The following is a 23,275-nucleotide window of genomic DNA, read 5'->3' as shown; positions in this document are numbered from 1 at the left end:
GGTGGTGCGGACGACGAGGGCGGTGCGGACGAGAAGGGCGGCGCGGACGAGGAGGGCGATTCAGCCGGGCTGGTTCGTCTCGGCCGGCACGGCGCCGGCGCAGAGCGCCGCGGCTCCGCACAGGGCGGACTCCGGGCGGATGGGCACGCCGTTCGCGCGCAGCACGTCACGGACCTCCAGGATCAGCGGGAAGACCTCCTGGTTCCAGTCCTCCCCCTGCTCGTCCCAGGCCCGCTGCTCGGCCTCGACCGCCATCCTGTCCTCGGCGAACACCCGCTCGGTGAAGCGCCGGATGAACGGCCAGGCCAGCCGCAGCGCCCCCGGGACCGGCGGCTTCTCGATCATCAGCAGGCCGTAGACGTGGTTGGTGCGCTGCTCGGCGTCCTCCGGTACGTACGCCACCCACAGCGAGAACGCGGGGAGGTCGGCCTTCTCGGGGACCACCTGGAGGGTCTGGTACGGATAGTCGGTACGGACCGTGACGACGTCGGGGGAGCTGGACCCGCCGATCCCCTCGGCGGAGAGCAGGCCGGCGCCGGGGTCCTTCTTCCCGCCCGACGGCGTGAACAGGTACCGCGCCTCGACAAAGCGCGGACCGGACTCGGACCCGAGGAGCTTGGGCTGGATCCGCCCGAGAACACCCCGGTGGAGGAATTGGTGGTTCATGTCGAGCAGATTCTCGTGCATGAACGAGTAGTGGCATTTCACGGTGCGCGAGAACGTCATCGTCCGGTGCCGCGCCGAATGGAATTCCGGCAGCTCGGGCATCGGCGTCGTGGCCGCCTTCTCCGGGTCGCCGGGAAAGACGAAGACGAATCCGTACGCCTCGCGGACCGGATAGGCGCGCACCCCGCGCGGCGGCCGCGCGACCCCCTTGGGCAGATAGGGGATCTGCGAGAGGTGACCGTTCCCGCGATACGCCCAGGCGTGATAGCAGCAGCGCAGCGCCTCCCCCTCCACCACGCCCATGCTCAGCGGCACCTGGCGGTGGGCGCACCGGTCCTCCAGCGCGTAGACCGTGCCGCTCGCGCCCCGGTACAGCGCGATCCGCTCCCCGGCGAACGTGGCGGCGAACGCCTTGTTCTTCCGGACACTCCGGGCCACGGCGACGGGATACCAGAAATTCGGGTCGATCCCCGTACGCCGGAGGTCGGTCACGGCCTCGGAACGGAATGCGGGCACCTGGTACGGGTCGCTCACCGGCCCGGCCGTGAATGCCCCGTCCTTCGCGGGCTGCGCCTCGGTCATGCGCTTCTCCCTTGCACGCGGATCGTCCGATTCGTCGGTCAACGCTTACCACGGCTCCCCAGGGCGGGCGAGCCCGGCGAAAAGGGCTGTCCCGGCCGTCGAAAACGCCTCCGTCACCCGGGCGGGGGCACGGGCCGGCACGCCTCTGATCCGCCGCCCTGCGGCCCCCCGTCCGGCGAGTCCGGCCGTGTCGGCGGCCCGGCGGTGTCCATGTGCGGGTGCGAAGTGTGAAGCTGGGAAGAGAGCAAACCGACCGGTGTGAAAGGCGGTGGGGGCCATGGTGTCTCCCCTGGTGGTCGCTGTCGACGGATCCCCGTCCAGCCTCGAAGCGGTGGACTGGGCCGCGGACGAAGCGGCCAGGCAGGATGTGCCGCTGCGTATCGTCCACGGCGTGGTGCAGGCCAACCGCCCGGAGCCGCAGGAGGACGAGGCGCTGCCCTTCGCCCCGCCCCAGACCCGCGAACAGGCGGTGGAAGAGGGCGACGAGGTCGTCGGGGCGGCGGCCGAACGAGTGAGGCGGCGGGCACCCGGTGTGAAGGTGACCGCCGAGGTGTTGCCCGGCGAGGCGGTGACCGCCCTGCTGGGCGAGAGCGGGCGCGCGCTCGCCCTGGTCCTCGGGCACCGGGGCCGCGGCGCGCTCACCGGGCTGCTGCTGGGCTCGGTGGGCCTCGAAGTGGCCGGACGGGCCGAGTGCCCCGTGGTCATCATCCGGGGGGAGAAGTCGAACATCGCCGGCGAGTTCGGCAGGGTCGTCCTCGGCGTACGCGAGACGGACGACGCGCCCGCGGCGGCGGAGTTCGCGTTCCGGGAGGCCGAGGCGCGGAACTGCGAACTGCACGCCGTGCACGCCTGGCACCTCCAGTCCGGCCAGGACGAGGCGATGAAGGACGGCATCCCCTGCGGTCCGATGATGTTCGCGGCGAAGGAACACCTGGAGGAGACCCTCAAGGGACCCGCCGCGCGCCACCCCGGGGTGAAGGTCATCAGCCAGGAGGCGTACTGCGGCTCCGCGCGGGACGGTCTCCTGCGGGCGGCGGCCTCCGCCGACCTGCTCGTGGTCGGCTCGCGGCGCCTCCAGCGCGCGTTCGGCCTCCAGCTGGGCCCGATCAGCCACGGAGCCCTGCACCACGCCCCCTGCCCGGTGGCGATCGTCCCCCAGCCGTCCTGACACCACCCGGGTTCGGCGGCGATGGATGTAGCGGCCATTTGTTCTTCTGATTTTCACTCAGGTACGGCGGACGCGGGGTCGGACCGCTCCTAGGGTTTGCGGCGCCCCAACACCCCACAGGGGCACGCCACTTCCCCGAGGAGAGCCATGAGCGCATCCAAGGCCCGCAGGAGCCGACGACTTTCCCTCACCGCGCTGGCCGGGGCCGCCGGCCTCGCCGCCGCCTCGCTCGGCCTCTGGGCGGCGACCGGATCCACCGCCCAGGCGGCGGCGCTCCCGGCCCCCGACCACGTCGTGGTCGTCGTCATGGAGAACCACGCCTACAGCCAGGTCATCGGCGCCTCCGGCGCGCCGTACCTCAACAACACACTGAAGGCCGGGGGCGCCACCCTCACCCAGTCCTTCGGCCTCACCCACCCGAGCGAGCCCAACTACTACATGCTCTTCTCGGGCTCCAACCAGGGCCGTACCGACGACGGTTGTGTCAAGGTCGGCTCCCTCTCCGCCCCCAACCTCGCCTCCGAGCTGATCAAGGCGGGCAAGACGTGGGCGAGTTACAACGAGTCGCTGCCCAGCCAGGGCTCCACCACGTGCAGCAGCGGCGACTACGCGCAGAAGCACAACCCGTGGTTCGGCTTCTCCAACGTGCCCACCAGCACGGCGAAGACGATGACGCAGTTCCCCACCGACTACACCACCCTGCCGAAGGTCTCCTTCGTCGTGCCGAACCTGTGCAACGACATGCACGACTGCTCGGTCTCCACCGGGGACACCTGGATCAAGAACAAGCTCGGCGCGTACGCCTCCTGGGCGAAGACCCACAACAGCATGCTCGTGGTGACCTTCGACGAGGACAACAAGCTGTCGGGCAACCGCATCCCCACCCTCTTCTACGGGCAGCACGTCACCCCCGGCAGCTCCGTGGCCACCACCTACAACCACTACAACGTCCTCCGCACCCTGGAGGACCTGGCCGGCCTGACCACCCACGCCGGCAACGCCGCCTCGGCCTCCGCCGTCACGGGCATCTGGAACTGACCCCCGTGTACCTCGCGGACTCCCGCGCGGGCAAGGCCCCCGCCGCCCCGGACACCGGCATCCGTCCGGGGCGGCGGGGGCCCGCCGTGCCGGGCACCGTCCTGGCCCTCGGCGCGGTCAGCCTCATCACCGACATCTCCTCCGAGATGGTCACCGCGGTCCTCCCGCTCTACGTGGTCGCCGCCCTCGGACTCTCCCCCCTCGGCTTCGGCCTGCTCGACGGCATCAACAACGGCGTCGGCGCCCTGGTCCGGCTGGCCGGCGGCCACCTCGCCGACCGCGGCGGACGGCGGCACAAGGTGGTCGCGGGGGTCGGCTACGGCCTGTCCGCGCTCTGCAAGCCCCTCCTGCTCCTCGCGCACACGCTCCCCGTGATCAGCGCCGTGCTCGCCCTGGACCGCACCGGCAAGGGGCTCCGTACGGCACCCCGGGACGCGATGATCTCGCTCTCGACCCCGCCCGAGCGCCTCGGCAGGGCCTTCGGGGTGCACCGCGCCATGGACACCACCGGCGCGCTCCTCGGTCCGCTCGCCGCCTTCGCCGTGCTCCGGGTCACCGTGGACGGGTACGACGCGGTCTTCGCGGTCAGCGGGTGCGTCGCGGCGCTGGGCGTCCTGGTGCTGGTGCTCTTCGTACCCCGGCAGGTCGCGCCACGTCACCGCACCCCCCGTCCCGACGCGGGCGGACCCGAGGCCCCCGGGCCGCGGGCCACGCTGCGCGACTCGCTCGCCCTGCTGCGCCGGCCCGCGCTCCGGCGGCTCACCCTGTGCGCCGTGCTCCTCGGCCTCACCACCGTCAGCGACTCCTTCCTCTACCTGCTGCTCCAGCGCGAACTGCGCCTGCCCGTCCACCTGTTCCCGCTGCTGCCGCTGGGCACGGCCGCCACCTTCCTGCTGCTGGCGGTACCGATGGGCGCGGTCGCCGACCGCGTGGGACGGCGCCGCCTCTTCCTGGCGGGACACGGATTCCTGCTGCTGGGGTACGGGTTGGTCCTCCTCGCCTCCGGGAAGGCCGACGCGTCCGTGGTGGTGGCCGTCCTCGTCCTGCACGGCGCGTTCTACGCGGCCACCGACGGCGTGCTGGCGGCGGCCACCGCCCGTGTGGTCCCGGCGGAGCACCAGGGCGCCGGGCAGGCCCTGGTGGGCACCGGCCAGGCGCTGGCCCGGTTCGTCTGCTCGCTCGCCTTCGGCGCGGCCTGGACCCTGTGGGGCGGCAGGACCGCCCTCGCGGTCACCGCCGCCGCGCTCGTCGCCGCCGCCGTCGCGGCCTCCCTCGTCCTCCGTACCGCCGATGAGGTGCCCGCATGACCCGCACCACCCGCCTGGTGATCCTGTTCGCCGCCGTCCTGCTGCTCGGGGCGGCCGGCGCCGGCGCGGTGCTGCACGCCGCGCACCGGTCCGGCGAGCGGAACCAGGAACAGGCGGGCGGCGCGCCCGTCAGGACCGGTACGGTCTCGCTCCGGCCGGACACCGGCCGGCGCCTCCTCGTCCGCAACCTGGCCTGGGGGCCGCACCGCGACGAGATCGCCACCGTCCCCGCCTCCCGCCCCGAAGGACCGCGCACCGTCTCCGGCGTCAAGTGCCTGCGCTTCCACGCCGCCGCCGGGACCGGCATCTGCCTCCAGGCCCGGCGCGGCGCGCTGGAGGACACGTACCGCGCTGTCGTGCTCGACGCGGACCTGCGCGAAGTGCGCCACTATCCCGTGGCGGGCATCCCCACCCGGGCCCGGGTCTCGCCCTCCGGGCACCTGGTCGCCTGGACGGTCTTCGTCAGCGGCGACTCGTACGCGGGCACCGCCTTCTCCACCCGCACCTCGATCGCCGACGTCCGTACGGGGGCGATCGACGACAACCTGGAGACGTTCGCCGTCGTCAAGGACGGCCGCCCCTACCATGCCTCCGACGTCAACATCTGGGGTGTCACCTTCGCCGACGACTCCCGCTTCTACGCGACGCTCGCCACCGGCGGGCAGACGTACCTGGTCCGAGGGGACCTGACCGCACGGACGCTGACGACCCTGCACCGCAACGTCGAATGCCCGTCGCTCTCGCCCGACGGCAGCCGGATCGCCTACAAGAAACGCGTCCCCGGCGCCCCGGCGGACGCGCCCTGGCGGCTGTACGTGCTGAATCTCCGCGACCTGACGGAGACCGCCACCGCCGAGCACCGCGACGTGGACGACCAGGCGCTGTGGGCGGACGGCTCCACCCTCGTGTACGCGCTGCCGGGCGACTACGGCTCCGACCTGTGGACGGTTCCCGCCGACGGCACCGGGGCACCCCGGCGCCTGATGCGGTCCGCCGTCGCCCCGGCCTACCTGGGCTGACGGCGGTCGGCCGGCGGCCGCCCCCCGGTCGTCCGGCCCGCCGGGGCGGCGTGATCGGCGGCGGGATAGCGTGCCGGAATGGACGATCGCACAGTGGAACCGGCCCCCGGGCTCTGGGAGTACGCGCTCGCCGCGGCCGACGAACTGGTGCTCTGGCACCTCGGGACCGCCGCGGCCCGGCAGGACCGGGCGGAGGAGATCCAGGAGCATCACGGACCCGTGGTGGTGCTGGTCGCGGCGGCCCTTCACGACCGGGCCCTTGCCGCGGACCTGTCAGGCACCGACCTCGACCGGGTGGAGCTGCCCGCCGCCTACCAGGTCCTCGACGCCCACGCCGTCCATGCCGTCGAGGCGGCACCGGCCGCCGCCGGGCTCGGCGGCGAGCAGCGCGAGCACCTGCTGGCCGTGCGCGGGACGCCGGTGTTCGACCTCGTCCGTACGGCCGCCCTGCGGGTCCTGGCCGGGCACCTCGCGGACGGCGGCGCCCTGCTCGCCGACCGCGCGGGCGCGCTCGCGGCGGAGGGACGCGCCCGCCGGCTCAGGCAGCTGGAGCACCGGGGCGCGACGGGCGCGGTCTGACCGCCGTCCGTTTCGGTACGGTCACACCGTCAGCGACTCACCGGGGGCGAGGATCGTCAGGGCCGTCCCGGTCAGGCCGCCCTCACCCAGGATCGCCGCGGTGGACTTCTGCCCCAGCTCACTGAGCAGCAGTTCGTGGATCTGGACGACCCGCCGCGGCTTCACCGCCCGTACGTAGTCGGCGGCCTCGCTCAGCTTGGTCCACGGTCCGCTCGTCGGCAGCAGCAGTGTCCCGACCAGCGCGTTCGGTACGTGGTACGAGTCGCCGGGGTGGAAGACGGTGCCGTCGACCAGGTAGCCGACGTTGTCCGCGACCGGGATGTCCGGGTGGATGGGGGCGTGCCGCTCCCCGTCGACCGCCACGGAGAAGCCGCCGACGGTGAACGTGTCCCCGGCGGTCACGGCCGTCACCCGGCCGGCGTGCTCCCCGAGCTGTTCCGTGACGACCGCGGGGCCGAAGACCACCAGGTCGGGCCGCGCGTCGAGCGCCGCGCCGATCAGCTCGGCGTCGAAGTGGTCGGCGTGTTCGTGCGTCACCAGCACCGCCGCCGCACCCGCCACCGCTTCCCCCGCCTCGGGGGTGTACTTCCCCGGATCGAGTACGAGGGTCACGCCGTCCTTCTCCAGGGCGACGCAGGCGTGGGCGTACTTCGTCAGCTTCATGGTGGCTCCTCACGGACGGCGGCGAACTGTACAACCCGAGTGTACAACTTGGCTGTATAAGACACTCGGCGGAGGGGCGCCGTGGGCCCGCCGGACCGGCCCCGGACCTGCCCTGGACCTGACCTAGACCTGCCCGTCCTCGTACGCCGCCAGCTTGTCCAGCAGCCCGGGCAGCGCCTCCAGCTGCCGGCGCTCGTCCGCGTCGAGGGTGGCCGCGATCGCGCCCGCCATCCAGTCGCGCCGGGCCCGGCGGTCCGCCTCGACGGCCTCGCGCCCGGCCTCCGTCAGGGTGACCAGGACGGCCCTGCCGTCCGCCGGGTCGGGGCGGCGGCGCACGTAACCGAGGTCTCCCAGCTCCAGCACCGTGCGGCTCGCGCTCTGGTGCCGTACGCCCCGCCGCTGGGCCAGTGACGCGATCGTGGCGTCGCCCTCGCGGCTGAGCAGGCCGAGGGTGGACGTGTGGGGCCCGCTCAGCGAGTCGGTGTGCGCGCGGGTGACCCGTACGAAACGGCCGATCGACTCCCGCAGCCGGTCGGCCAGGATCTCCTCGTTCTCCATGGAGCAATAATACAGTCTAGCTGTATATCTGGCCGCTCACTCCGCGACGACCCTCGCGGCGAAGGCGTCCAGGTTGCCCGTCATGCGCGCGAGCCGTTCGTCCAGGCTCAGGGACTCCTCGTACCGCCCGGCCCGCAGCCTCGGCTGCCGCTTGCCCCGTACGTACAGCGGACAGGCCAGGTCCGCGCAGATGTACGTGCCGACCGTGTTGCCCTGGCGGCCCTGTGCGCCCGCCAGCGGGGCGACGAGCAGGGCGACCCCGGAGGAGGCGTGGCCCGTCAGGCAGATCTGGCACAGGCTGGACTTCACCACGCTGGTGCGGTTCACGGACGGGACCCGCAGGGAGATCCCCAGCGGCCCCCGCGCCCCGGGCAGTACGAGATGGGCCCGCAGCGGCGCCCCCGGATCCACCCACCCCAGGAAGTCCAGGTCGTCCCAGGGCAGTTCGGCGAAGTCGAGCGGCAGCCGCAGCCGGGCCGCCTCGCCCTTGGTGCTGTTCACGAAGGACGAGCGGATCTGGTTCTCACTGAGTGGTTCCACGGGCGCCGACCCTATGCCCCGCGCCGGCGCGCCCGCATCGCATTATTCGCCCGGCGCCCGGCCGGTCAGCCGGGCGAGGCGGTCGCGCAGCCGGGTCAGGCGGTCGATCTCCGCGTCGAGCGCGGCGAGCCTGCGGTCGACGATCTCGGGGGTACGGGCCCCGGGCTCGGCGGAGCCGCACCGCCGCGGCGGGTCCTCGGTCAGCAGGTCGATGCGGTCCACGAAGCCGCGCAGATCCTCCACCGTGAGCCCGAGCGCCAGCAGGTCGCGCACGACCCGGACGCGGGCCACCTCACCGGGACCGTAGTCGCGCTGGCCGGAGGCGGTGCGCACGGGCGGGGGCAGCAGCCCGCGCTCCTCGTAGAACCGCAGTGCCCTCGGCGTCGTCCCCGCCGCCGCTGCCGCGTCACCGATCCGCATCCCGACCCCGCCCCCCGCCGCTTCACCACGGCTTCGTCACCGTCACAACTCCACGACCACGGCCCCGAAGTGCCGTCCTTCCATCAGTTCCGACCACGCCCGCGGGGCCCGGGCCATGCCGGGGATCCGGACATGCGGAAAGCCGATCTCACCGGCGCGGAGCCAGCCGCCGAAGCGCTCGGTCCACTCCGCCTCCACCCCGGGGTGGCCCGCGCCGCTGTAGCCGCGTACGGAGATCCCCTTGACGACGATCCGGAAGGCGTCGATCTCGGTCGGCGCGCTGCCGCCGCGCCGCTGCGCCGACAACTGCCCGGAGAGCGCGCCGACCAGCGCGAAACGCGCTCCCTGCCGGGCCGCGCCGAGCGCGGCGGTCAGCTGCTCGCCCCCGACGGTGTCCAGCAGGACGTCGATGCCGCCGGGCGCCACCTCGGCGAGCCGCGCCGCGAAGGGCCCGGCTCCCGCTGGTACGACGGCGTCGTAACCGCACTCGGACACCAGTCGCGCCGCCTTCTCCGGCGAACGCGTGCTGCCGATGACCCGGTCCGCGCCCAGCAGCCGCGCGATCCGCCCGGCCAGCGAGCCCACCGCCCCCGCCGCGCCGGTGACGAGGACGGTGTCACCGGGGCCGACCCGGGCGAGCCGGGTCAGCGCGCCGTATGGGGCCGACCCCTGGGCGAGGTGGGCGACCGGGTCCGGCAGCACGCCGTCCAGAGGCGTGCACCCGGTGACGGGGAGCAGGGCGTGCTCCCGCCAGCCGAGCAGGTGCGAGACCGCCTCTCCGGGGCGCAGGGGGCTGTCGTCCGCCGCCGCGACCACCTGGCCGACGGCCGGCCCGAAGAGGGCGTCACCCGCGTGCAGCGCGGGCAGCGGGACCCCGTCGACCTCCCCGCCGATGAGGGTGCGCAGACCGGGGAAGACGAGGAAGTGGCTGTTCCTGACGACCACCTGCCCCGGCCCCGGCGCAGGAAGAGGCACTTCGGCGACGGCGAAGTGCTCCGGAGCGGGCAGCCCCGGAGGCGTGGCGACGAGCCGGACCTCGCGGGTGAGGGCGGGGAGGCCGGGGAGGGCTGCGGTCATGGGCGGACTCCTGGACGGTACGGCGCGGCGGAGCGGGACGCGCCCACCACGAGAGCCCGGTGACGCTAACCCCTGACGTGCGCGTCAACGTCAAGCCGTTTCTCAAGCCGGGCGCCCCTCCCCGGACGGCCTCCTCAGTCCGTGACCCGGCTGCGGTTCTGGTACGCCAGGTCCAGGTACTCCGGGTGCCGGCTCATCCACGACGAGATGAACGGGCACGTCGCCAGCACCGGCAGATCCCGGGCCCGCGCGTCGTCGAGAACCGCTCGGGCCAGCGCACCGCCGACGCCCCGGCCCTCGTACTCCGGCTCCACCTCCGTGTGCGGGTAGACCACCAGGTTTCCCGTACGGATGTAGTCGGCGAAGCCGGCCGGTCTCCCGTCCACCCGGGCTTCGAAGCGGTTGTGCTCCTCGACGTCCTGCACGGTCACGGACCCGGTCTCCGACACGCTGTCTCCCTACGCTGGTGGGACTCCCGCGGGCGGCCCACACCGGGCGGCCCGCACCTCGTCCCATCATCCCGCCCCGGCGGGGCCCGATTGCGGAGGGTCCTGCCCCGGCGCAGGCTGGAAGGCGGTGCACGCAGCGACGTGCGGACAGAGGAAAGGGGAGGTCGCCCATGGCGGGTTCCGTCGACCCCGACCGTACGGAATGGGACGTCATCGTCCTGGGAGGCGCCGCCGCCGGCGAGAACGCGGCCCAGTACGCCACCCAGTTCTCCGGTCTCGACGCGGTGCTGGTCGAGGCGGAACTGCTCGGCGGCGAGTGCTCGTACTGGGCGTGCATGCCCAGCAAGGCACTCCTGCGCCCGGCCGACGTCCTGGACACCGCGCGCCACGTGCCCGGCGTCGCCGCCCTGGTGGCGGGCGCCACCCTCGACGTCCCCGCCGTACTGGCCCGCCGGGACGCCGTCGTCAACCACCTCGACGACACCTCGCAGATCCAGTGGGCGCTGGACACGGGCATCGACGTGGTGCGGGGGTACGGAAGGCTGGCGGGGGAGCGCGTCGTACGGGTGACCGGGCCGGACGGCGGCGTCCGTACGCTGACGGCCCGTCACGCGGTCGTGATCGACACGGGATCCACCAGCACCGTGCCCCCGATCCCCGGCCTGGCCGACGCCCGCCCGTGGACCTCACGGGACGTCACCAACCTGCACGAGGTGCCGCCCCGCGTGGTGATCCTCGGCGGAGGGGTGGTGGCCTGCGAGTCGGCGACCTGGCTCCGCTCGCTGGGCGTCGCCGAACTGACCCTCGTCTACCGCGACGACGGCCTCCTCCCGCGCTCCGAGCCCTTCGCCGGGCGCATGGTCGGCGACGCGCTGAGCGCCGCGGGCGTGCGCTTGCTGCCGGGCCGGGCGATCACGGAGGTGCGCCGGGAGGACTCCCGCGACACGGGGACGGGGACGCGGCACGGCGGCGAGGTGACGTGCGTGCTGGACGACGGGACGACCCTGGTCGCCGACGAGCTGGTGGTCGCCGCCGGGCGCACCCCGAACACCGGGGACATCGGGCTGTCGTCGGTGGGCCGCCCCGACGGCGGCTATCTGGAGGTCGACCACCACCAGTCCGTGTGCGCCGTACCGGGCGAGTGGCTCTACGCCGTCGGCGACGCCTGCGGACGGGCGCTGCTGACCCACATGGGCAAGTACCAGGCGCGGGTGGCCGGCGAGGTCATCGCCGCGCGCGCCGCGGGGCAGCGGCCGGACAGCGCGGAGGACAGCCCGCTGAACGCCGCCGCCGGACACCGCGGCGCCCCGCAGGTGACCTTCACCGACCCGGAGGTCGGCTCGGCCGGCCTCACCGAGCGGGAGGCGCGCGCGGCGGGCATCGACGTCGAGACGGTCGAGTACGACATGGCCGGCCTCGCCGGTACGTACGTGATGCGCGACGACTACACCGGCCGGGCCCGGCTGGTCCTCGACCGGGCCACGGACACCGTGGTGGGGGCGACGTTCGTCGGACCGGACGTCGCGGACCTCGTCCACGCGGCGACCACGGCCGTCGTCGCGCGGATCCCGGTGCCCGTCCTGTGGCACGTCGTCCCCAGCTACCCCACGCCGTCGGAGGTCTGGCTCCGGCTGCTGGAGACCCTGCGGACCCAGCGCCGCGCCGGGAGGGTCAGCTCCTGATGAACGCCAGCAGGTCGGCGTTGAAGCGCTCCTTGAACGGGCTGACCGACATCAGCCCGTGCGGCGCCCCCTCATAGACCTTGAGCGTCGCGTCCTTCACGATCTTCGCCGACTTCGGGCCCGCCGCCACGATGGGCACGATCTGGTCGTCGTCCCCGTGGACGATGAGGGTCGGGATGTCGAAGCGCTTGAGATCCTCGGTCAGGTCGGTCTCCGAGAAGACCTTCACGCAGTCGTACGCGCCCTTGAACCCGACCTGCATCGACCACATCCAGAACGCGTCCCGCACGCCCCGCGAGACCTCCGAACCCTCGCGGTTCGCCCCGTAGAACGGCGCGCTGAGGTCGGCGTAGAACTGCGACCGGTCGGCCAGCAGACCGGCCCGGATGTCGTCGAAGGCCCCGATCGGGGTGCCCTCCGGGTTGGCGTCCGTCCGGAGCATCAGCGGCGGGATCGCGCTCAGGAGCACCGCCTTGGCGACCCGGGACGTCCCGTGCCTGCCGATGTAGCGGGTGACCTCACCGCCGCCGGTGGAGTGGCCGACGAGGATCACGTCCCGCAGGTCCAGCGCCTCGATCAGCTGGGCGAGGTCGTCCGCGTACGTGTCCATGTCGTTGCCGTCCCACGGCTGTTCCGACCGGCCGTGCCCCCGGCGGTCGTGCGCGACGGCCCGGAAGCCCTCGCGGGCGACGAGGTGCATCTGGTCGTCCCAGGCGTCGGCGTTGAGCGGCCAGCCGTGGCTGAACACGACGGGCTGTCCCGACCCCCAGTCCTTGTAGTGGAGGTCGGTCCCGTCGGTCGTGGTGAGGGTGCCCATGACGTGCGTTCCTTCCGGCAGAGGTCTGCGGATGCTGACACCCGCCGGTCACCCGCTCAAGCCGACCCTCCAGCGCGCCGCCATATGCCCCGTACCGTGGTTCGTTCGGCCCACACGCCCACACGCCCACACGCCCACACGCCCACACGCCCACACGCCCACACGCCCACACGCCCACACGCCCACACGCCCACACGCCCACACGCCCGTACGTGGTCGCGTACGGGCGGGCGGGCATGCGAGCCGTGCTGTCAGGGCTGGAGGGCGAACCGCACCGTCCTGGACTTCTTCCACTCCGCGTGGTCGAGGTCCTTGGCCTCGGTCCCGTCCCCGTACAGGTCCGCCGAGCCGTTGTCGGTGATCAGCTGGACGCGCGGGTCCTGCGCGCCCGCGCCGGGCACGTCGACGATGGCCTCCCAGCCGCCCGGGTCCGTGGTCGGCAGGTCGAGGCGCTTGACCGGCGCGTGTCCCGCGACACCGTCCCAGGAGTAGAGGGCGTACGGCGCGGAGTTGTCCTCGGCCGCCCAGGAACCGGCGAGGAGGAGCAGCCCGCCCGAGGGGTCGCGCCGGATGTCCCGGACGCTCAGGCCGCCGAGGTCGAGCGTGACGGGCGTACCGAAGGTGGCGTGGACCTTGCCGCCGACGGACGTGGCGAGCTTGTCCATGTTGGTCACCGGCACCAGCAGCGCCTTCCCGCCGTCGGCCGGCGGTACGAGGGGCGCCCGGAAGCCGACGTAGGCGGTGGTGGTGCTGCCGGGGGCGAACTCCAGGCCCTCCGCGTTGAACCCGTCGATCTGCTTGGGGACCTGGCCGGACGCGGCGCCCGCCGCGAAGCCGTACCGGTTCTGGGCCGCCTTGTCCCAGGCGATCAGGTCCGCGCGCAGCCCCTGGTACGAGCCGGCCAGGGCCAGCTGGGTGTCGGCGCCGGAACCGGACACGGTCGTGGTGAAGAGCGTCGAACGCTCCGCCTTCACCTTGCCGTCCTTGTTGTTGCCCAGGGAGCCGTTCCAGTAGATCGTGTCGCCGACGCGGGTCCCCGCCTCGATGTCGATCTCGCCGTCGACCTTGAGCTGGGAGCTGAAGTCCCAGGTCCTCACCGGGGCGCCCGACGCGTCCCGCCGGTACAGGCGCAGGGTGTTGGACTCGTCGTCGGCGACCACCGCGTAGCCGCCGCCGGCGTCCACCGCCGCGGAGGCGTCGCTGGAGCCGGTGAGGTAGCGGGTGTCGGCGGGGGAGCGCACCGCCGCGGACGCCGCGTAGTGCAGCTTCGTGGTGGCGGTCTTGCCGCCCGCGCCGGTGACCTGGATCGTCAGGTCGGTGTAGCCGGTGGCACGCGCCTGGACGGCGATCTCACGACTGCCGCCGGTGCCGGTGACGGTGACGTCTCCCGTACCCGCGACCGAGGCGCGGGAACTGGCCGAGGCGCGGACCGTCAGCGCCGCCGCGTCGGTGGCCTGCTGCGCCACCCGCACCGTGACCGTCGGGTCTCCCGTCGCGCCCACCGCGCCGGACACGTAGGCGTTGGAGAGGCTGATGGTGGGGGTGGCGGGGGCCGCGGCGGCGGCCGGGAGGGCGGCGGGTACGGAGAGACCGGCGACGAGCGCCAGCGTGACACCGCGACAGACCGCCAGGCTGCGGCGCCGGCCGGAGGACGCGGTACGGGACGCGGTACGGGACAACACCACGGTGACGACCCTTCGTTGACGGCTCGTCCGATCCGCGGACGAGCACACGGTCAACAGGATGGAGCAGCCGTTGATCATTCCGGGCGGGGTCGCGGTGTCCGGCCGGTGAACGGTGGGTCAAGGGAAGGTTCGTAGGAAAATCTGCCCGGCAGGGGTCCGCCGTGCCCCGGGTCCGCGCGACCGGCGTGTCACCGGCCGGCCGGGGCCGCGGTCGATAACGTCGGAGTCTCTCCCGACCGCTCCCCTGGGGGTACCGCACGTGGCGGATCTTGTCTTCGTCGTGGTCACAGTCGCCGTGTTCGCCCTGCTCCATCTGATCGCGAAGGGGGTCGGCCGGCTGTGAGCACCGACAACATCGTCGGCCTGTCGGCGGCGGCGCTGCTCGTCGCGTACCTCGTCCTCTGCCTGATGTTCCCCGAGCGCTTCTGACCGCGCCCGTACCCGCCTCCGCCCTCCCTCCCGCAACGCCTCGAACGGTGGAAAGCCCTCGATGAACGACACCCTCGCGGGGTGGCTCCAGATCCTCGCCCTGGTGGCGGCGCTCGCGCTGACCTTCCGGCCGCTGGGCGACTACATGGCGTACGTCCTCACCTCGCCCCGCCACTCGGCGGTGGAACGCGCGCTGTACCGCCTCGGAGGGATCAACGCCGACGCCGACCGGCCCTGGTCCGCGTTCCTGCGCGGTGTGCTCGCCTTCGCGCTCGTCTCCGTGCTCTTCCTCTACGGCTTCCTGCGGCTCCAGAACCACTTCGTGCTGGGCCTCGGCACCCCGGCCATGGACACCGACCAGTCCTTCAACACCGCCGTGTCGTTCGTGACCAACACCAACTGGCAGTCGTACGCGGGCGAGTCGGCCCTCGGCCATCTCGTGCAGATGTCGGGTCTCGCCGTCCAGAACTTCGTCTCCGCCGCCGTCGGCATCGCCGTCGTGGCCGCCCTCATCCGCGGCTTCACCCGGCAACGGACCGACCGGGTCGGCAACTTCTGGGTGGACGTCACCAGGATCGTGCTGCGCGTCCTGCTGCCCGTCTGTGTCGTCTTCGCGATCGTGCTGGTCGCGGCCGGGGTGGTGCAGAACCTCCACGGCCTCCAGTCGGTCACCACCGTCGCGGGCGGCGAGCAGCGCATCACGGGCGGCCCGGTCGCCTCCCAGGAGGTCATCAAGGAACTGGGCACCAGCGGCGGCGGGTTCTACAACGCCAACTCCGCCCACCCCTTCGAGAACCCCAACGGATTCACCAACTGGCTCCAGATCTACCTGCTGATGGTGATCGCCGTCTGCCTGCCCCGCACCTTCGGCACGATGGTCGGCGACCGCAGGCAGGGGTACGCGATCGTCGCCGTCATGGCGGTGATCTGGGCCGCCTCCGTGGCGATCGTGACCGTCAACGAGCTGTACAGGGTGAGCAGTACGGCGGGCCACGCGGCCGGCGGCATGATGGAGGGCAAGGAGCAGCGGTTCGGCGTCTGGGCCTCCGCCCTGTTCGCCGCGTCCACCACCCTGACGTCCACCGGCGCGGTGAACTCCTTCCTCGACTCGTACACCCCGCTCGGCGGCGGCATGACGATCTTCAACATGATGCTCGGGGAGATCGCCCCCGGCGGTACGGGCTCCGGCCTCTACGGCATCCTGATCCTGGCGATCGTCGGGGTGTTCGTGGCGGGCCTGATGGTGGGCCGTACGCCCGAGTACCTGGGCAAGAAGCTGCGCGGACAGCAGATGAAGTTCGCCTCGCTGTACATCCTCACGACCCCCGCGGTCGTCCTGGTCGGGGCGGGCGTCGCGATGTCGCTGCCGGGGGAGCGGGCCGCGATGCTCAACTCCGGGCCGCACGGCTTCTCCGAGGTGCTGTACGCCTTCACCTCGGCGGCCAACAACAACGGATCGGCCTTCGCCGGGCTGTCGGTGAACACCGTCTGGTACAACACCGCGCTCGGCCTGGCGATGGCCGTCGGCCGCTATCTGCCGATCGTGTTCGTCCTGGCCCTCGCCGGGTCCCTCGCCCAGCAGCAGGCGGTCCCCGCCACGGCGGGCACGCTGCCCACGCACCGGCCGCTCTTCGTCGGCCTGCTGATCGCCGTCATCCTCATCGTCGTCGGCCTCACCTACTTCCCCGCGCTCGCGCTGGGTCCGCTCGCGGAAGGGCTGCACTGATGGCCACGACCCCGGCCCCGCCCCCGGGCCCGCCCGCGCAGGACGCCTCCCGGGTCTCGGGCGGCCTGCTGGACCCGCGGCAGCTGATGGCGTCGTTCCCCGAGGCGCTGCGCAAGCTCGATCCGCGGGTGATGTTCCGCAACCCCGTCATGTTCGTCGTCGAGGTGGGCGCGGTCCTGACCACGTACTCGGCGATCAAGGACCCCAGTGTCTTCGCCTGGGTGATCACCGTGTGGCTCTGGCTGACCAGTGTCTTCGCCAACCTGTCCGAGGCGGTCGCCGAGGGGCGCGGCAAGGCACAGGCCGAGACGCTGCGCCGTACGCGAACGGACACCGCCGCCCGCCGCCTCACGCACGGGTGGCGGCCGGGCGGCGCCGGCCGGGACGAGGACGAGGAGGAGGTGGCCGCCGACCGGTTGCGGGTGGGCGACTTCGTGGTGGTCGAGGCCGGGCAGGTGATCCCCGGCGACGGCGACGTGGTCGAAGGGGTCGCCAGCGTGGACGAGTCGGCGATCACCGGGGAGTCGGCGCCGGTCATCCGTGAGTCGGGCGGCGACCGTTCGGGGGTCACCGGCGGGACGAAGGTGCTGTCGGACCGGGTGGTCGTACGGATCACCTCGAAGCCGGGCGAGACCTTCATCGACCGGATGATCGCCCTGGTCGAGGGCGCGGCCCGGCAGAAGACCCCGAACGAGATCGCCCTCAACATCCTGCTGGCGTCCCTGACCGTCGTCTTCCTCGTCGCCGTGACGACTCTCCAGCCCTTCGCGATCTTCGCGCACGCCGAGCAGACCATCGTCATCCTGGTGGCCCTGACGGTCGCGCTCATCCCGACGACCATCGGCGCCCTGCTCTCGGCGATCGGCATCGCGGGCATGGACCGGCTGGTGCAGCGCAACGTGCTGGCCATGTCGGGCCGCGCGGTGGAGGCGGCCGGGGACGTCAACACCCTGCTGCTGGACAAGACCGGCACCATCACCCTCGGCAACCGGCAGGCCGCCGAGTTCCTGCCCGCCGAAGGTGTCGGAGCGGAGGAACTGGCCGACGCCGCCCAGCTGTCGTCGCTCGTGGACGAGACCCCCGAGGGCCGCTCGATCGTCGTCCTGGCCAAGCGGCAATACGCGCTGCGCGCCCGGGGCGAGGGGGAGTTGGCGGGCGCCTCCTTCGTCCCGTTCACCGCGCAGACCCGGATGAGCGGTGTCGACCTCGAAGGCCCGGACGGCGGGCACGCGTTGCGCAAGGGCGCGGCCGCCGCGGTGATGCGCTGGGTGCGGGAGAACGGCGGCGAGGCGATGGGCGGGGTCGGCGCCCTTGTGGACGGCATCTCCGCCAGCGGCGGAACGCCGCTGGTCGTCGCCGAGTCGGTCCGCCGGGGAGACACCCGTACCGCCCGGGTCCTCGGGGTGATCCACCTCAAGGACGTCGTCAAGGAGGGCATGCGCGAGCGGTTCGCCGAGCTGCGGCTGATGGGGATCAAGACCGTCATGATCACGGGCGACAACCCGCTGACCGCCCGGGCCATCGCGGACGAGGCGGGTGTCGACGACTTCCTCGCGGAGGCCACCCCGGAGGACAAGATCGCGCTGATCCGCCGCGAGCAGTCCGGCGGCAAGCTGGTGGCCATGGCGGGCGACGGGACGAACGACGCTCCGGCGCTGGCGCAGGCGGACGTGGGGGTGGCCATGAACACCGGCACCTCGGCCGCCAAGGAGGCCGGGAACATGGTGGACCTGGACTCCAACCCGACCAAGCTCATCGAGATCGTGGAGATCGGCAAGCAGCTGCTCATCACGCGCGGCGCGCTCACGACCTTCTCCATCGCCAACGACGTCGCGAAGTATTTCGCGATCATCCCGGCCATGTTCGCCGCCGTCATCCCCGGGCTGGACCAGCTCAACGTCATGCGCCTGCACAGCCCGACCTCGGCGATCTCCGCCGCGGTCATCTTCAACGCGCTGATCATTGTGGCGATGATCCCGCTGGCCCTGCGCGGCGTCCGCTACCGGCCGTCGTCCGCGTCCGCGCTCCTGACCCGCAACATCCTGCTGTACGGGCTGGGCGGCCTGGTCCTCCCCTTCGCGGGGATCAAAGTCATCGACCTGATCGTCCAGTTCATCCCCGGCCTGCGCTGACCCCAGGAGAACGCCCCGTCATGCCCTCCTCCCTCTCCTCCGTCGTCCGGCAGCATCTGGCGGCGCTGCGGATGCTGCTGCTGTTCAGTGTGATCACCGGCGTCGCGTACCCGCTGGCCCTGACCGGGATCGCCCAGGGGCTCTTCGCCCACCAGGCCAACGGCTCACTGATCAAGGACGGCGGGCGGACCGTCGGCTCCAGCCTGATCGGCCAGAACTTCACCCTGCCGCTCCGCGAAGGCGAGACCACCGGCCGCCCCGACCCCCGGTGGTTCCAGCCGCGCCCGCCGGCCGCCGGCACCGCCGGGTACGACCCGACCGCCACCGGCGCCTCGAACCTGGGCCCCAACGACGCGGGGCTGGTGGCCACCATCAGGCAGCGCAGGGCCGCGGTGGCCGCGTTCGACGGGGTACGGCCGGAGACCGTGCCCGCCGACGCGCTGACGTCCTCGGGCTCGGGCATCGACCCGGACATCTCGACGGCGTACGCGCACCAGCAGGTGGCCAGGGTCGCCAGGGCCCGCGGGCTGAGCCCTGACCTCGTACGGGAGACGGTCTCGCACCACGTGAAGAGCCGGAACGCGGGCTTCCTGGGCCAGCGGGCGGTCAACGTCGTGGAACTGAACCACGAACTCGCGGCCCTGAGCTGAGCACCGATCCGACGGCGGGCCGCCCTGACACGCGGTGGAGGGGGCCCGGATGGGACCGGACCCCCTCCCCCCTTCTGCGCTAGGCCCTCCGGCTCAGGTCAGCGTCACCTTCTTGGGCGTTGACGTACTGGACAGGAAGCTGCCGTTGCCGCCGTAGACGGCGGTCACGGTCGCCGTGCCCTTCTTCTTCGGCAGGGTGACGGAGAAGCTGAGCACACCCTTCTTGGCGGTGGACAGGCTGACCTTCTTGGTGGTCGTGCTCCCGCCGACCTTGGCCGTCACCGTGATCGTGCCGGACGGGTACGCGGCGGCGCTGTGCCCGCCCACCGTGACCTTGACGGTCTGCGACTTCCCGCGCGCCAGCTTGGTCTTGGAGAGGCTGAGCGCCGTGGTGGTCTTCGCCTTCAGGACCGTGAGCTTCTGCGAGGCGATCCCGCTCGGAGCCACGAAGTCCGTTCCGTCGTAGGAGACGGAGACCGTGTGCGCGCCGACGGCGAGGGAGGCGGGCAGCGTGAACGTACCCGTTCCCGAGGCCCCGACCTTCGCCTTCAGGCCGGACCCCGTGCCGTACGTGACGCTCACCGTGCCCTCCTTCGCCCCGGCCACCGCGAAGACCCCGGAGACCGCGTGGCCGTAGCGGGTGGAGTTCGCCACCAGCGACATGGCGAGGGAACTCTGGCCCTTCGTCAGGACCAGCCCCACCGGGTCGGACGCCGACACATCGGCGGACGCGGAGCCCGCGAACGAGGCGGTGAAGGAGTGCGTCCCCGCCTTGAAACCGGACGGAATCCGCAGGGACGCCGTCCCGCCGTCGACGGGGGCCGAGCCCAGCACGGTGGCGCCGTCGCGGAAGGTGACCACCGCGCCGTCGGTGCCCGCCCCGGTGACCGCCGCCCTGAGCGTGACCGCCTCGTTGATCCGGGGCGCGGCGGGGGAGAGGGTGAGCGCCGTCGTGGTGGTCGCGAGGACCTCGACGGACGCCGTACGGGTGTAGCCGGACCCCGCCCCGACCGCGCTGACCTGCGCGCTGCCGTAGGCCTGGTCCGCCGGGACGGTCGCCTGGAACGAGACCGTACCGTCGCCGCCGGCGAGCGCGCTGCCGAGCGCGACCGGGCCGAGCGTGAACGCCACGCTCTCCCCGGCGCGGTAGCCGGACCCGCCGAGGGTGACGGCGGCTCCCGGCTCCGGCTTCGGGTCGCCGACCGTCAGCGCTCCCGGCCGGGAGAGCGCCTCGTACTCCGCGCAGGGATCGCCCTGGACGCCGACCGGCGGTGCCGCGGTCGCGGTGCCGGTCACCCCGTCGTCCTCGCGCACCGTGAGGGTGCCGAAGTCCTGGACACCCAGGACCGCGGAGGTGGAGTTGGACACCCCGAGCTTGAAGGCGGTGGTGGCGGCCGTTCCCGGCACGGTGTCACCGGTCGCCGGGATGTCGGTCACCTGGCAGGTCGTGCCCGGCGCGAAGGTGACCTTCTGCATGGCGAGCCCGACCTTGCCGGTCGCGGAACCCACCACGGTGAGGTACGCGGAGACCGGGGCCGTGCTCGGCCGCGACAGGTACACCGCCGCCGTGGACACGCCCGGTCCGTTGCCCTCCTCGGCCCTGGTCGACGCGACGTTGACCGTCGGCCTGGCCTGGACCTTCGGCGTCCCCAGCGCCTTGTTGTTGAAGCCCAGGTCGGAGAGGTACACCCCGCCGCCCGGTACGCCGTCCGCGCCGACGGCCCCGGTGAAGGTGACCTTGGTGAGGTGGGTGAGATCGAGCCCGGCGGCGGCCAGGGTGGCGGTGGGGACCCGTACCTGCTGGAGCACGATCTTGCCCAGCGTCGTCGAGCCGCTCGCCGGCATCCTGGTGACCCCCCACGGGTTGAGGGCCGACACCGGGCTGCTCCACGTGTGGCCCGACGCGTCGGCCACGCTCAGGGTCATGTCCGTGCCGGTGGTGACACTCTCGTCCGGCGACATGCCGACGCTCAGCTCGTCGTAGCGCGACGCGTTCTGCGCGTTGGCCGCGAGCGTCACCCCGAGGGCGCCGGTCGCCGCCGTCCACGTCAGGTGCGTCATCACGTTCAGCGGCACGTTCGGGGCGAACGACGCCGGGGTCCAGTGCGGGAGCTGCTGGTTGGTGAGCGTGCTCCCCGGGTTGGTGCAGAGCGGGTACGGCTGCGGAACGGTACGCCCCGACTTGTTGGCGCAGACCGTGGCCGTGGCCGTCGACGTGGTGCCGATGAGCGGGCTGGTCGTCTTGAACGAGGCGAGGTCCCGCCGTGCCGAGGCCGGTTGCTGCGCGATCGTACGGACGTCGGCGAAGGCGGCCACCGACGGCGGCACCAGCTCGGAACCGTCGAACAGGCCCCGGAACTGGGTCCGGCCGCCGAGGGTCGCCTCGAAGAACCCGGCGAGGTAGGCGGCGCCCACCTGGTACTGCTGAGCCGCCGTGAGCCGGATGTTCTTGCCCGAGGCCAGCGCCGCGGCGCTCGTCCCGCAGACGGCGTCCGCGGTGCTCGACCAGTCGTCGGAGCCGCCCGGAGTGGGCGGGGTCCACTGGGAGTTGAAGAAGTTGTGGTCGGCGCCCATGACCCAGACGTTGGACCGCAGGACGTCGTCGTCCGGGAACGCGTCCCGGGAGTCCGCGTAGAAGTGCTGGCCCTGCTGGTCGGAGACGTCACCGTCGCAGTACGGCAGCATCGTGGTGGTGACCACGTCCGGCAGCGTCGTCCGGGTGAAGTCGACCGGGGCCAGCGGGAGTACGGACGTGAGGTGCCACGGCTGCGGCAGGCCCGCGTTGAGCGCGGCGGCGGACACGACGCCCTCGCCGCCCCGCGAGTGGCCCATCAGGCCGATCGAGCCGAAGTCCATGGTGCCGACGAGCTGTTGCGGCGTCACCGTGCCGCCGGGGTGGGTGGCGTCGCCCGCGTCGAGGGCCTGGGCCAGGGTGACGTCCTGGTCGGTCGCCGCGTCGTGGTACGCGACCGGCTCACCCGCGTTGGCCTTCTTCAGCATGGCCAGGGTGTCGAGGACCAACTGGCCCCGGCTGTTGGCCCCGTTGTCGGGGGCGAGCTGGTTGTCGTTGGCGTTGATGGCGTTGGCCGAGATCGAGACGACGGTGACGCCGTCCGCCGCCAGTGCCTCGGCGGCCGCGTCGTACCCGGCGTAGCTGAGGATCGGGGCCGTACCCACCGGACAGGGCCAGCCGCTGGCGCCCCGCAGGGTGGTGGTGTTGTAGCAGGAGCTGTGCCGGCCGTGCAGGAAGACCGCGACCGGGTGCGCCTTGCCGTCGGTCGGCAGGTAGATCCGGCCCTCGAACTCGCCCCGGATCCCGCCGATGTTGGTGAGCGGGATCGACTGCGTACCGAAGTTGTAGTCGGCGACCGTGTAGGAGCCCTGGCCGATGGTCGTGGGATCGTCGGCGGTCGTCCCCGATCCGCCGACGCCCTGGGCGACCACGCCGGTCCCCGGGCTGTCCTCGGCGTCGGCCTTCGCCGTCGACTCGGTCAGCTTCCTGGCCTTGGCCTGGGCGCCCGCGGAGAGGAGGCCGGTCGGCCCGGTGGCGGTGCTGTCGCCACCGGTGGACCACCGCCAGTCGACCTTCCCGGCCGTGGCGACCGACGGATCGGAGGTCGTCACCGTCAGGGTGCGCCCGTCGCGGGACTCCTTGGCGGGGCCGAGATCCGTACCGTCGGCGACCAGTTCGGGCAGGTCGCTCCTGACGGGGAGTTCCGTGTCCAGCTTCAGCGACACGACATAGCCGCCGGCGGCCCGGGTCACGGTCCATCCGTCACCCGAGCGAACCACCGACGCGCCGGGGCCCGTCGAGGGGCCGTCCGACGCGGCGGCCGGTAGAGCCCCGGTCATCGAGAGAACGCCCAGGACCAGCAGGCCCGCTGTTCCTCCGGCGAGCGGACGCAGCCACGTCCGCGTGGGTCTTGATATGTCCACCTGTTGCCTGACCTCACTTCGGTGTGCGCGGGCGACTGGCGTCCGCGCGGATGAGTCCGACGTCTCGGCTGCCGCGAGTGATCGCAGCCGGACGAACGTTCACATCTCAACTACCTCTGTGGGGTGAGGAAACCCAGATGTTCCCTGCTTTT

General features: G+C 72.6%; 20 protein-coding genes. 10 read left to right on the top strand and 10 right to left on the bottom strand.

The window, feature by feature from the left end:
• Positions 1 to 60: 60 nt before the first annotated feature.
• The gene (locus ACIODU_RS31255; RefSeq protein ID WP_356432818.1) at positions 61 to 1,248 is read right to left on the bottom strand and encodes an aromatic ring-hydroxylating dioxygenase subunit alpha; all 1,188 of its coding nucleotides are present in this window, start codon (positions 1,246 to 1,248) and stop codon (positions 61 to 63) included.
• A gap of 277 nt (positions 1,249 to 1,525) precedes the next feature.
• Between ACIODU_RS31255 and ACIODU_RS31250 the strand changes: the two genes are divergently transcribed.
• The 5 genes from ACIODU_RS31250 to ACIODU_RS31230 all read left to right on the top strand — a co-directional run bounded on the left by ACIODU_RS31250 (position 1,526) and on the right by ACIODU_RS31230 (position 6,359).
• Positions 1,526 to 2,416, top strand: a complete 891-nt coding sequence (locus ACIODU_RS31250; protein WP_356432817.1) for a universal stress protein — start codon at positions 1,526 to 1,528, stop codon at positions 2,414 to 2,416.
• Between the two features lie 147 nt (positions 2,417 to 2,563).
• Positions 2,564 to 3,454 carry an alkaline phosphatase family protein gene (locus ACIODU_RS31245; RefSeq protein WP_356432815.1) on the top strand — a complete coding sequence of 297 codons (891 nt, stop codon included), beginning with the start codon at positions 2,564 to 2,566 and terminating at the stop codon, positions 3,452 to 3,454.
• Positions 3,455 to 3,459: 5 nt separating this feature from the next.
• Complete coding sequence (locus ACIODU_RS31240) at positions 3,460 to 4,761, top strand: MFS transporter (protein ID WP_401772014.1); 1,302 nt, start codon at positions 3,460 to 3,462, stop codon at positions 4,759 to 4,761.
• Positions 4,758 to 5,780 carry a TolB family protein gene (locus ACIODU_RS31235; RefSeq protein WP_401772012.1) on the top strand — a complete coding sequence of 341 codons (1,023 nt, stop codon included), beginning with the start codon at positions 4,758 to 4,760 and terminating at the stop codon, positions 5,778 to 5,780. The genes ACIODU_RS31240 and ACIODU_RS31235 overlap by 4 nt, the downstream gene beginning before the upstream one ends.
• 78 nt (positions 5,781 to 5,858) lie before the next feature.
• Complete coding sequence (locus ACIODU_RS31230; protein WP_401772009.1) at positions 5,859 to 6,359, top strand: hypothetical protein; 501 nt, start codon at positions 5,859 to 5,861, stop codon at positions 6,357 to 6,359.
• A gap of 21 nt (positions 6,360 to 6,380) precedes the next feature.
• Here the strand turns inward: ACIODU_RS31230 and ACIODU_RS31225 are convergent, their stop codons facing one another.
• The 6 genes from ACIODU_RS31225 to ACIODU_RS31200 form a co-directional block, all read right to left on the bottom strand.
• A complete protein-coding gene (locus ACIODU_RS31225) occupies positions 6,381 to 7,022 on the bottom strand; it encodes an MBL fold metallo-hydrolase (RefSeq protein WP_401772006.1) in 642 nt (213 codons plus the stop codon).
• 123 nt (positions 7,023 to 7,145) lie between these two features.
• The gene (locus ACIODU_RS31220; RefSeq protein WP_401772003.1) at positions 7,146 to 7,580 is read right to left on the bottom strand and encodes a MarR family winged helix-turn-helix transcriptional regulator; all 435 of its coding nucleotides are present in this window, start codon (positions 7,578 to 7,580) and stop codon (positions 7,146 to 7,148) included.
• A 36-nt stretch (positions 7,581 to 7,616) separates the two neighbouring features.
• On the bottom strand, positions 7,617 to 8,120 hold the full coding sequence (locus ACIODU_RS31215) for an FBP domain-containing protein (RefSeq protein WP_356432805.1): 504 nt from the start codon (positions 8,118 to 8,120) through the stop codon (positions 7,617 to 7,619).
• A 42-nt stretch (positions 8,121 to 8,162) separates the two neighbouring features.
• Positions 8,163 to 8,540, bottom strand: coding sequence for a MerR family transcriptional regulator (locus ACIODU_RS31210; RefSeq protein ID WP_401772001.1), 378 nt, complete (start codon positions 8,538 to 8,540; stop codon positions 8,163 to 8,165).
• 42 nt (positions 8,541 to 8,582) lie between these two features.
• Entirely contained in the window at positions 8,583 to 9,617 is a 1,035-nt protein-coding gene (locus ACIODU_RS31205) for an MDR family NADP-dependent oxidoreductase (RefSeq protein WP_401771999.1), read from the bottom strand.
• 134 nt (positions 9,618 to 9,751) lie between these two features.
• On the bottom strand, positions 9,752 to 10,066 hold the full coding sequence (locus tag ACIODU_RS31200; RefSeq protein WP_401771997.1) for a GNAT family N-acetyltransferase: 315 nt from the start codon (positions 10,064 to 10,066) through the stop codon (positions 9,752 to 9,754).
• A gap of 170 nt (positions 10,067 to 10,236) precedes the next feature.
• On the opposite strand from ACIODU_RS31200, the gene ACIODU_RS31195 reads away from it, so the two are divergent.
• A complete protein-coding gene (locus tag ACIODU_RS31195; RefSeq protein ID WP_401771995.1) occupies positions 10,237 to 11,748 on the top strand; it encodes a dihydrolipoyl dehydrogenase family protein in 1,512 nt (503 codons plus the stop codon).
• Here ACIODU_RS31195 and ACIODU_RS31190 read toward each other — a convergent pair.
• Complete coding sequence (locus ACIODU_RS31190; RefSeq protein ID WP_401771992.1) at positions 11,738 to 12,565, bottom strand: alpha/beta fold hydrolase; 828 nt, start codon at positions 12,563 to 12,565, stop codon at positions 11,738 to 11,740. The genes ACIODU_RS31195 and ACIODU_RS31190 overlap by 11 nt on opposite strands.
• A 251-nt stretch (positions 12,566 to 12,816) precedes the next feature.
• The gene (locus tag ACIODU_RS31185; protein WP_401772073.1) at positions 12,817 to 14,196 is read right to left on the bottom strand and encodes a hypothetical protein; all 1,380 of its coding nucleotides are present in this window, start codon (positions 14,194 to 14,196) and stop codon (positions 12,817 to 12,819) included.
• 393 nt (positions 14,197 to 14,589) lie between these two features.
• Here ACIODU_RS31185 and ACIODU_RS31180 point away from each other — a divergent pair, with 393 nt between their 5' ends.
• The 4 genes from ACIODU_RS31180 to kdpC all read left to right on the top strand — a co-directional run bounded on the left by ACIODU_RS31180 (position 14,590) and on the right by kdpC (position 19,187).
• A complete protein-coding gene (locus ACIODU_RS31180) occupies positions 14,590 to 14,679 on the top strand; it encodes a potassium-transporting ATPase subunit F (protein ID WP_356433188.1) in 90 nt (29 codons plus the stop codon).
• 61 nt (positions 14,680 to 14,740) lie between these two features.
• Positions 14,741 to 16,405, top strand: a complete 1,665-nt coding sequence (gene kdpA, locus ACIODU_RS31175) for a potassium-transporting ATPase subunit KdpA (RefSeq protein WP_401771989.1) — start codon at positions 14,741 to 14,743, stop codon at positions 16,403 to 16,405.
• A complete protein-coding gene (gene kdpB / locus ACIODU_RS31170) occupies positions 16,405 to 18,537 on the top strand; it encodes a potassium-transporting ATPase subunit KdpB (RefSeq protein ID WP_401771987.1) in 2,133 nt (710 codons plus the stop codon). The genes kdpA and kdpB overlap by 1 nt, the downstream gene beginning before the upstream one ends.
• A 20-nt stretch (positions 18,538 to 18,557) precedes the next feature.
• A complete protein-coding gene (gene kdpC, locus ACIODU_RS31165; protein ID WP_401771985.1) occupies positions 18,558 to 19,187 on the top strand; it encodes a potassium-transporting ATPase subunit KdpC in 630 nt (209 codons plus the stop codon).
• Between the two features lie 93 nt (positions 19,188 to 19,280).
• On the opposite strand, the gene ACIODU_RS31160 is transcribed toward kdpC, so the two are convergent.
• Positions 19,281 to 23,123: an Ig-like domain-containing protein gene (locus ACIODU_RS31160; RefSeq protein ID WP_401771982.1), complete on the bottom strand. Its 3,843-nt coding sequence runs from the start codon at positions 23,121 to 23,123 to the stop codon at positions 19,281 to 19,283.
• Positions 23,124 to 23,275: the final 152 nt, after the last annotated feature.

Source organism: Streptomyces sp. NPDC088261 (assembly GCF_044740805.1).
Classification (GTDB): domain Bacteria; phylum Actinomycetota; class Actinomycetes; order Streptomycetales; family Streptomycetaceae; genus Streptomyces.
The sequence above is the reverse complement of the archived record's forward strand: the minus strand, read 5'-3'. Positions and strand labels throughout refer to the sequence as shown.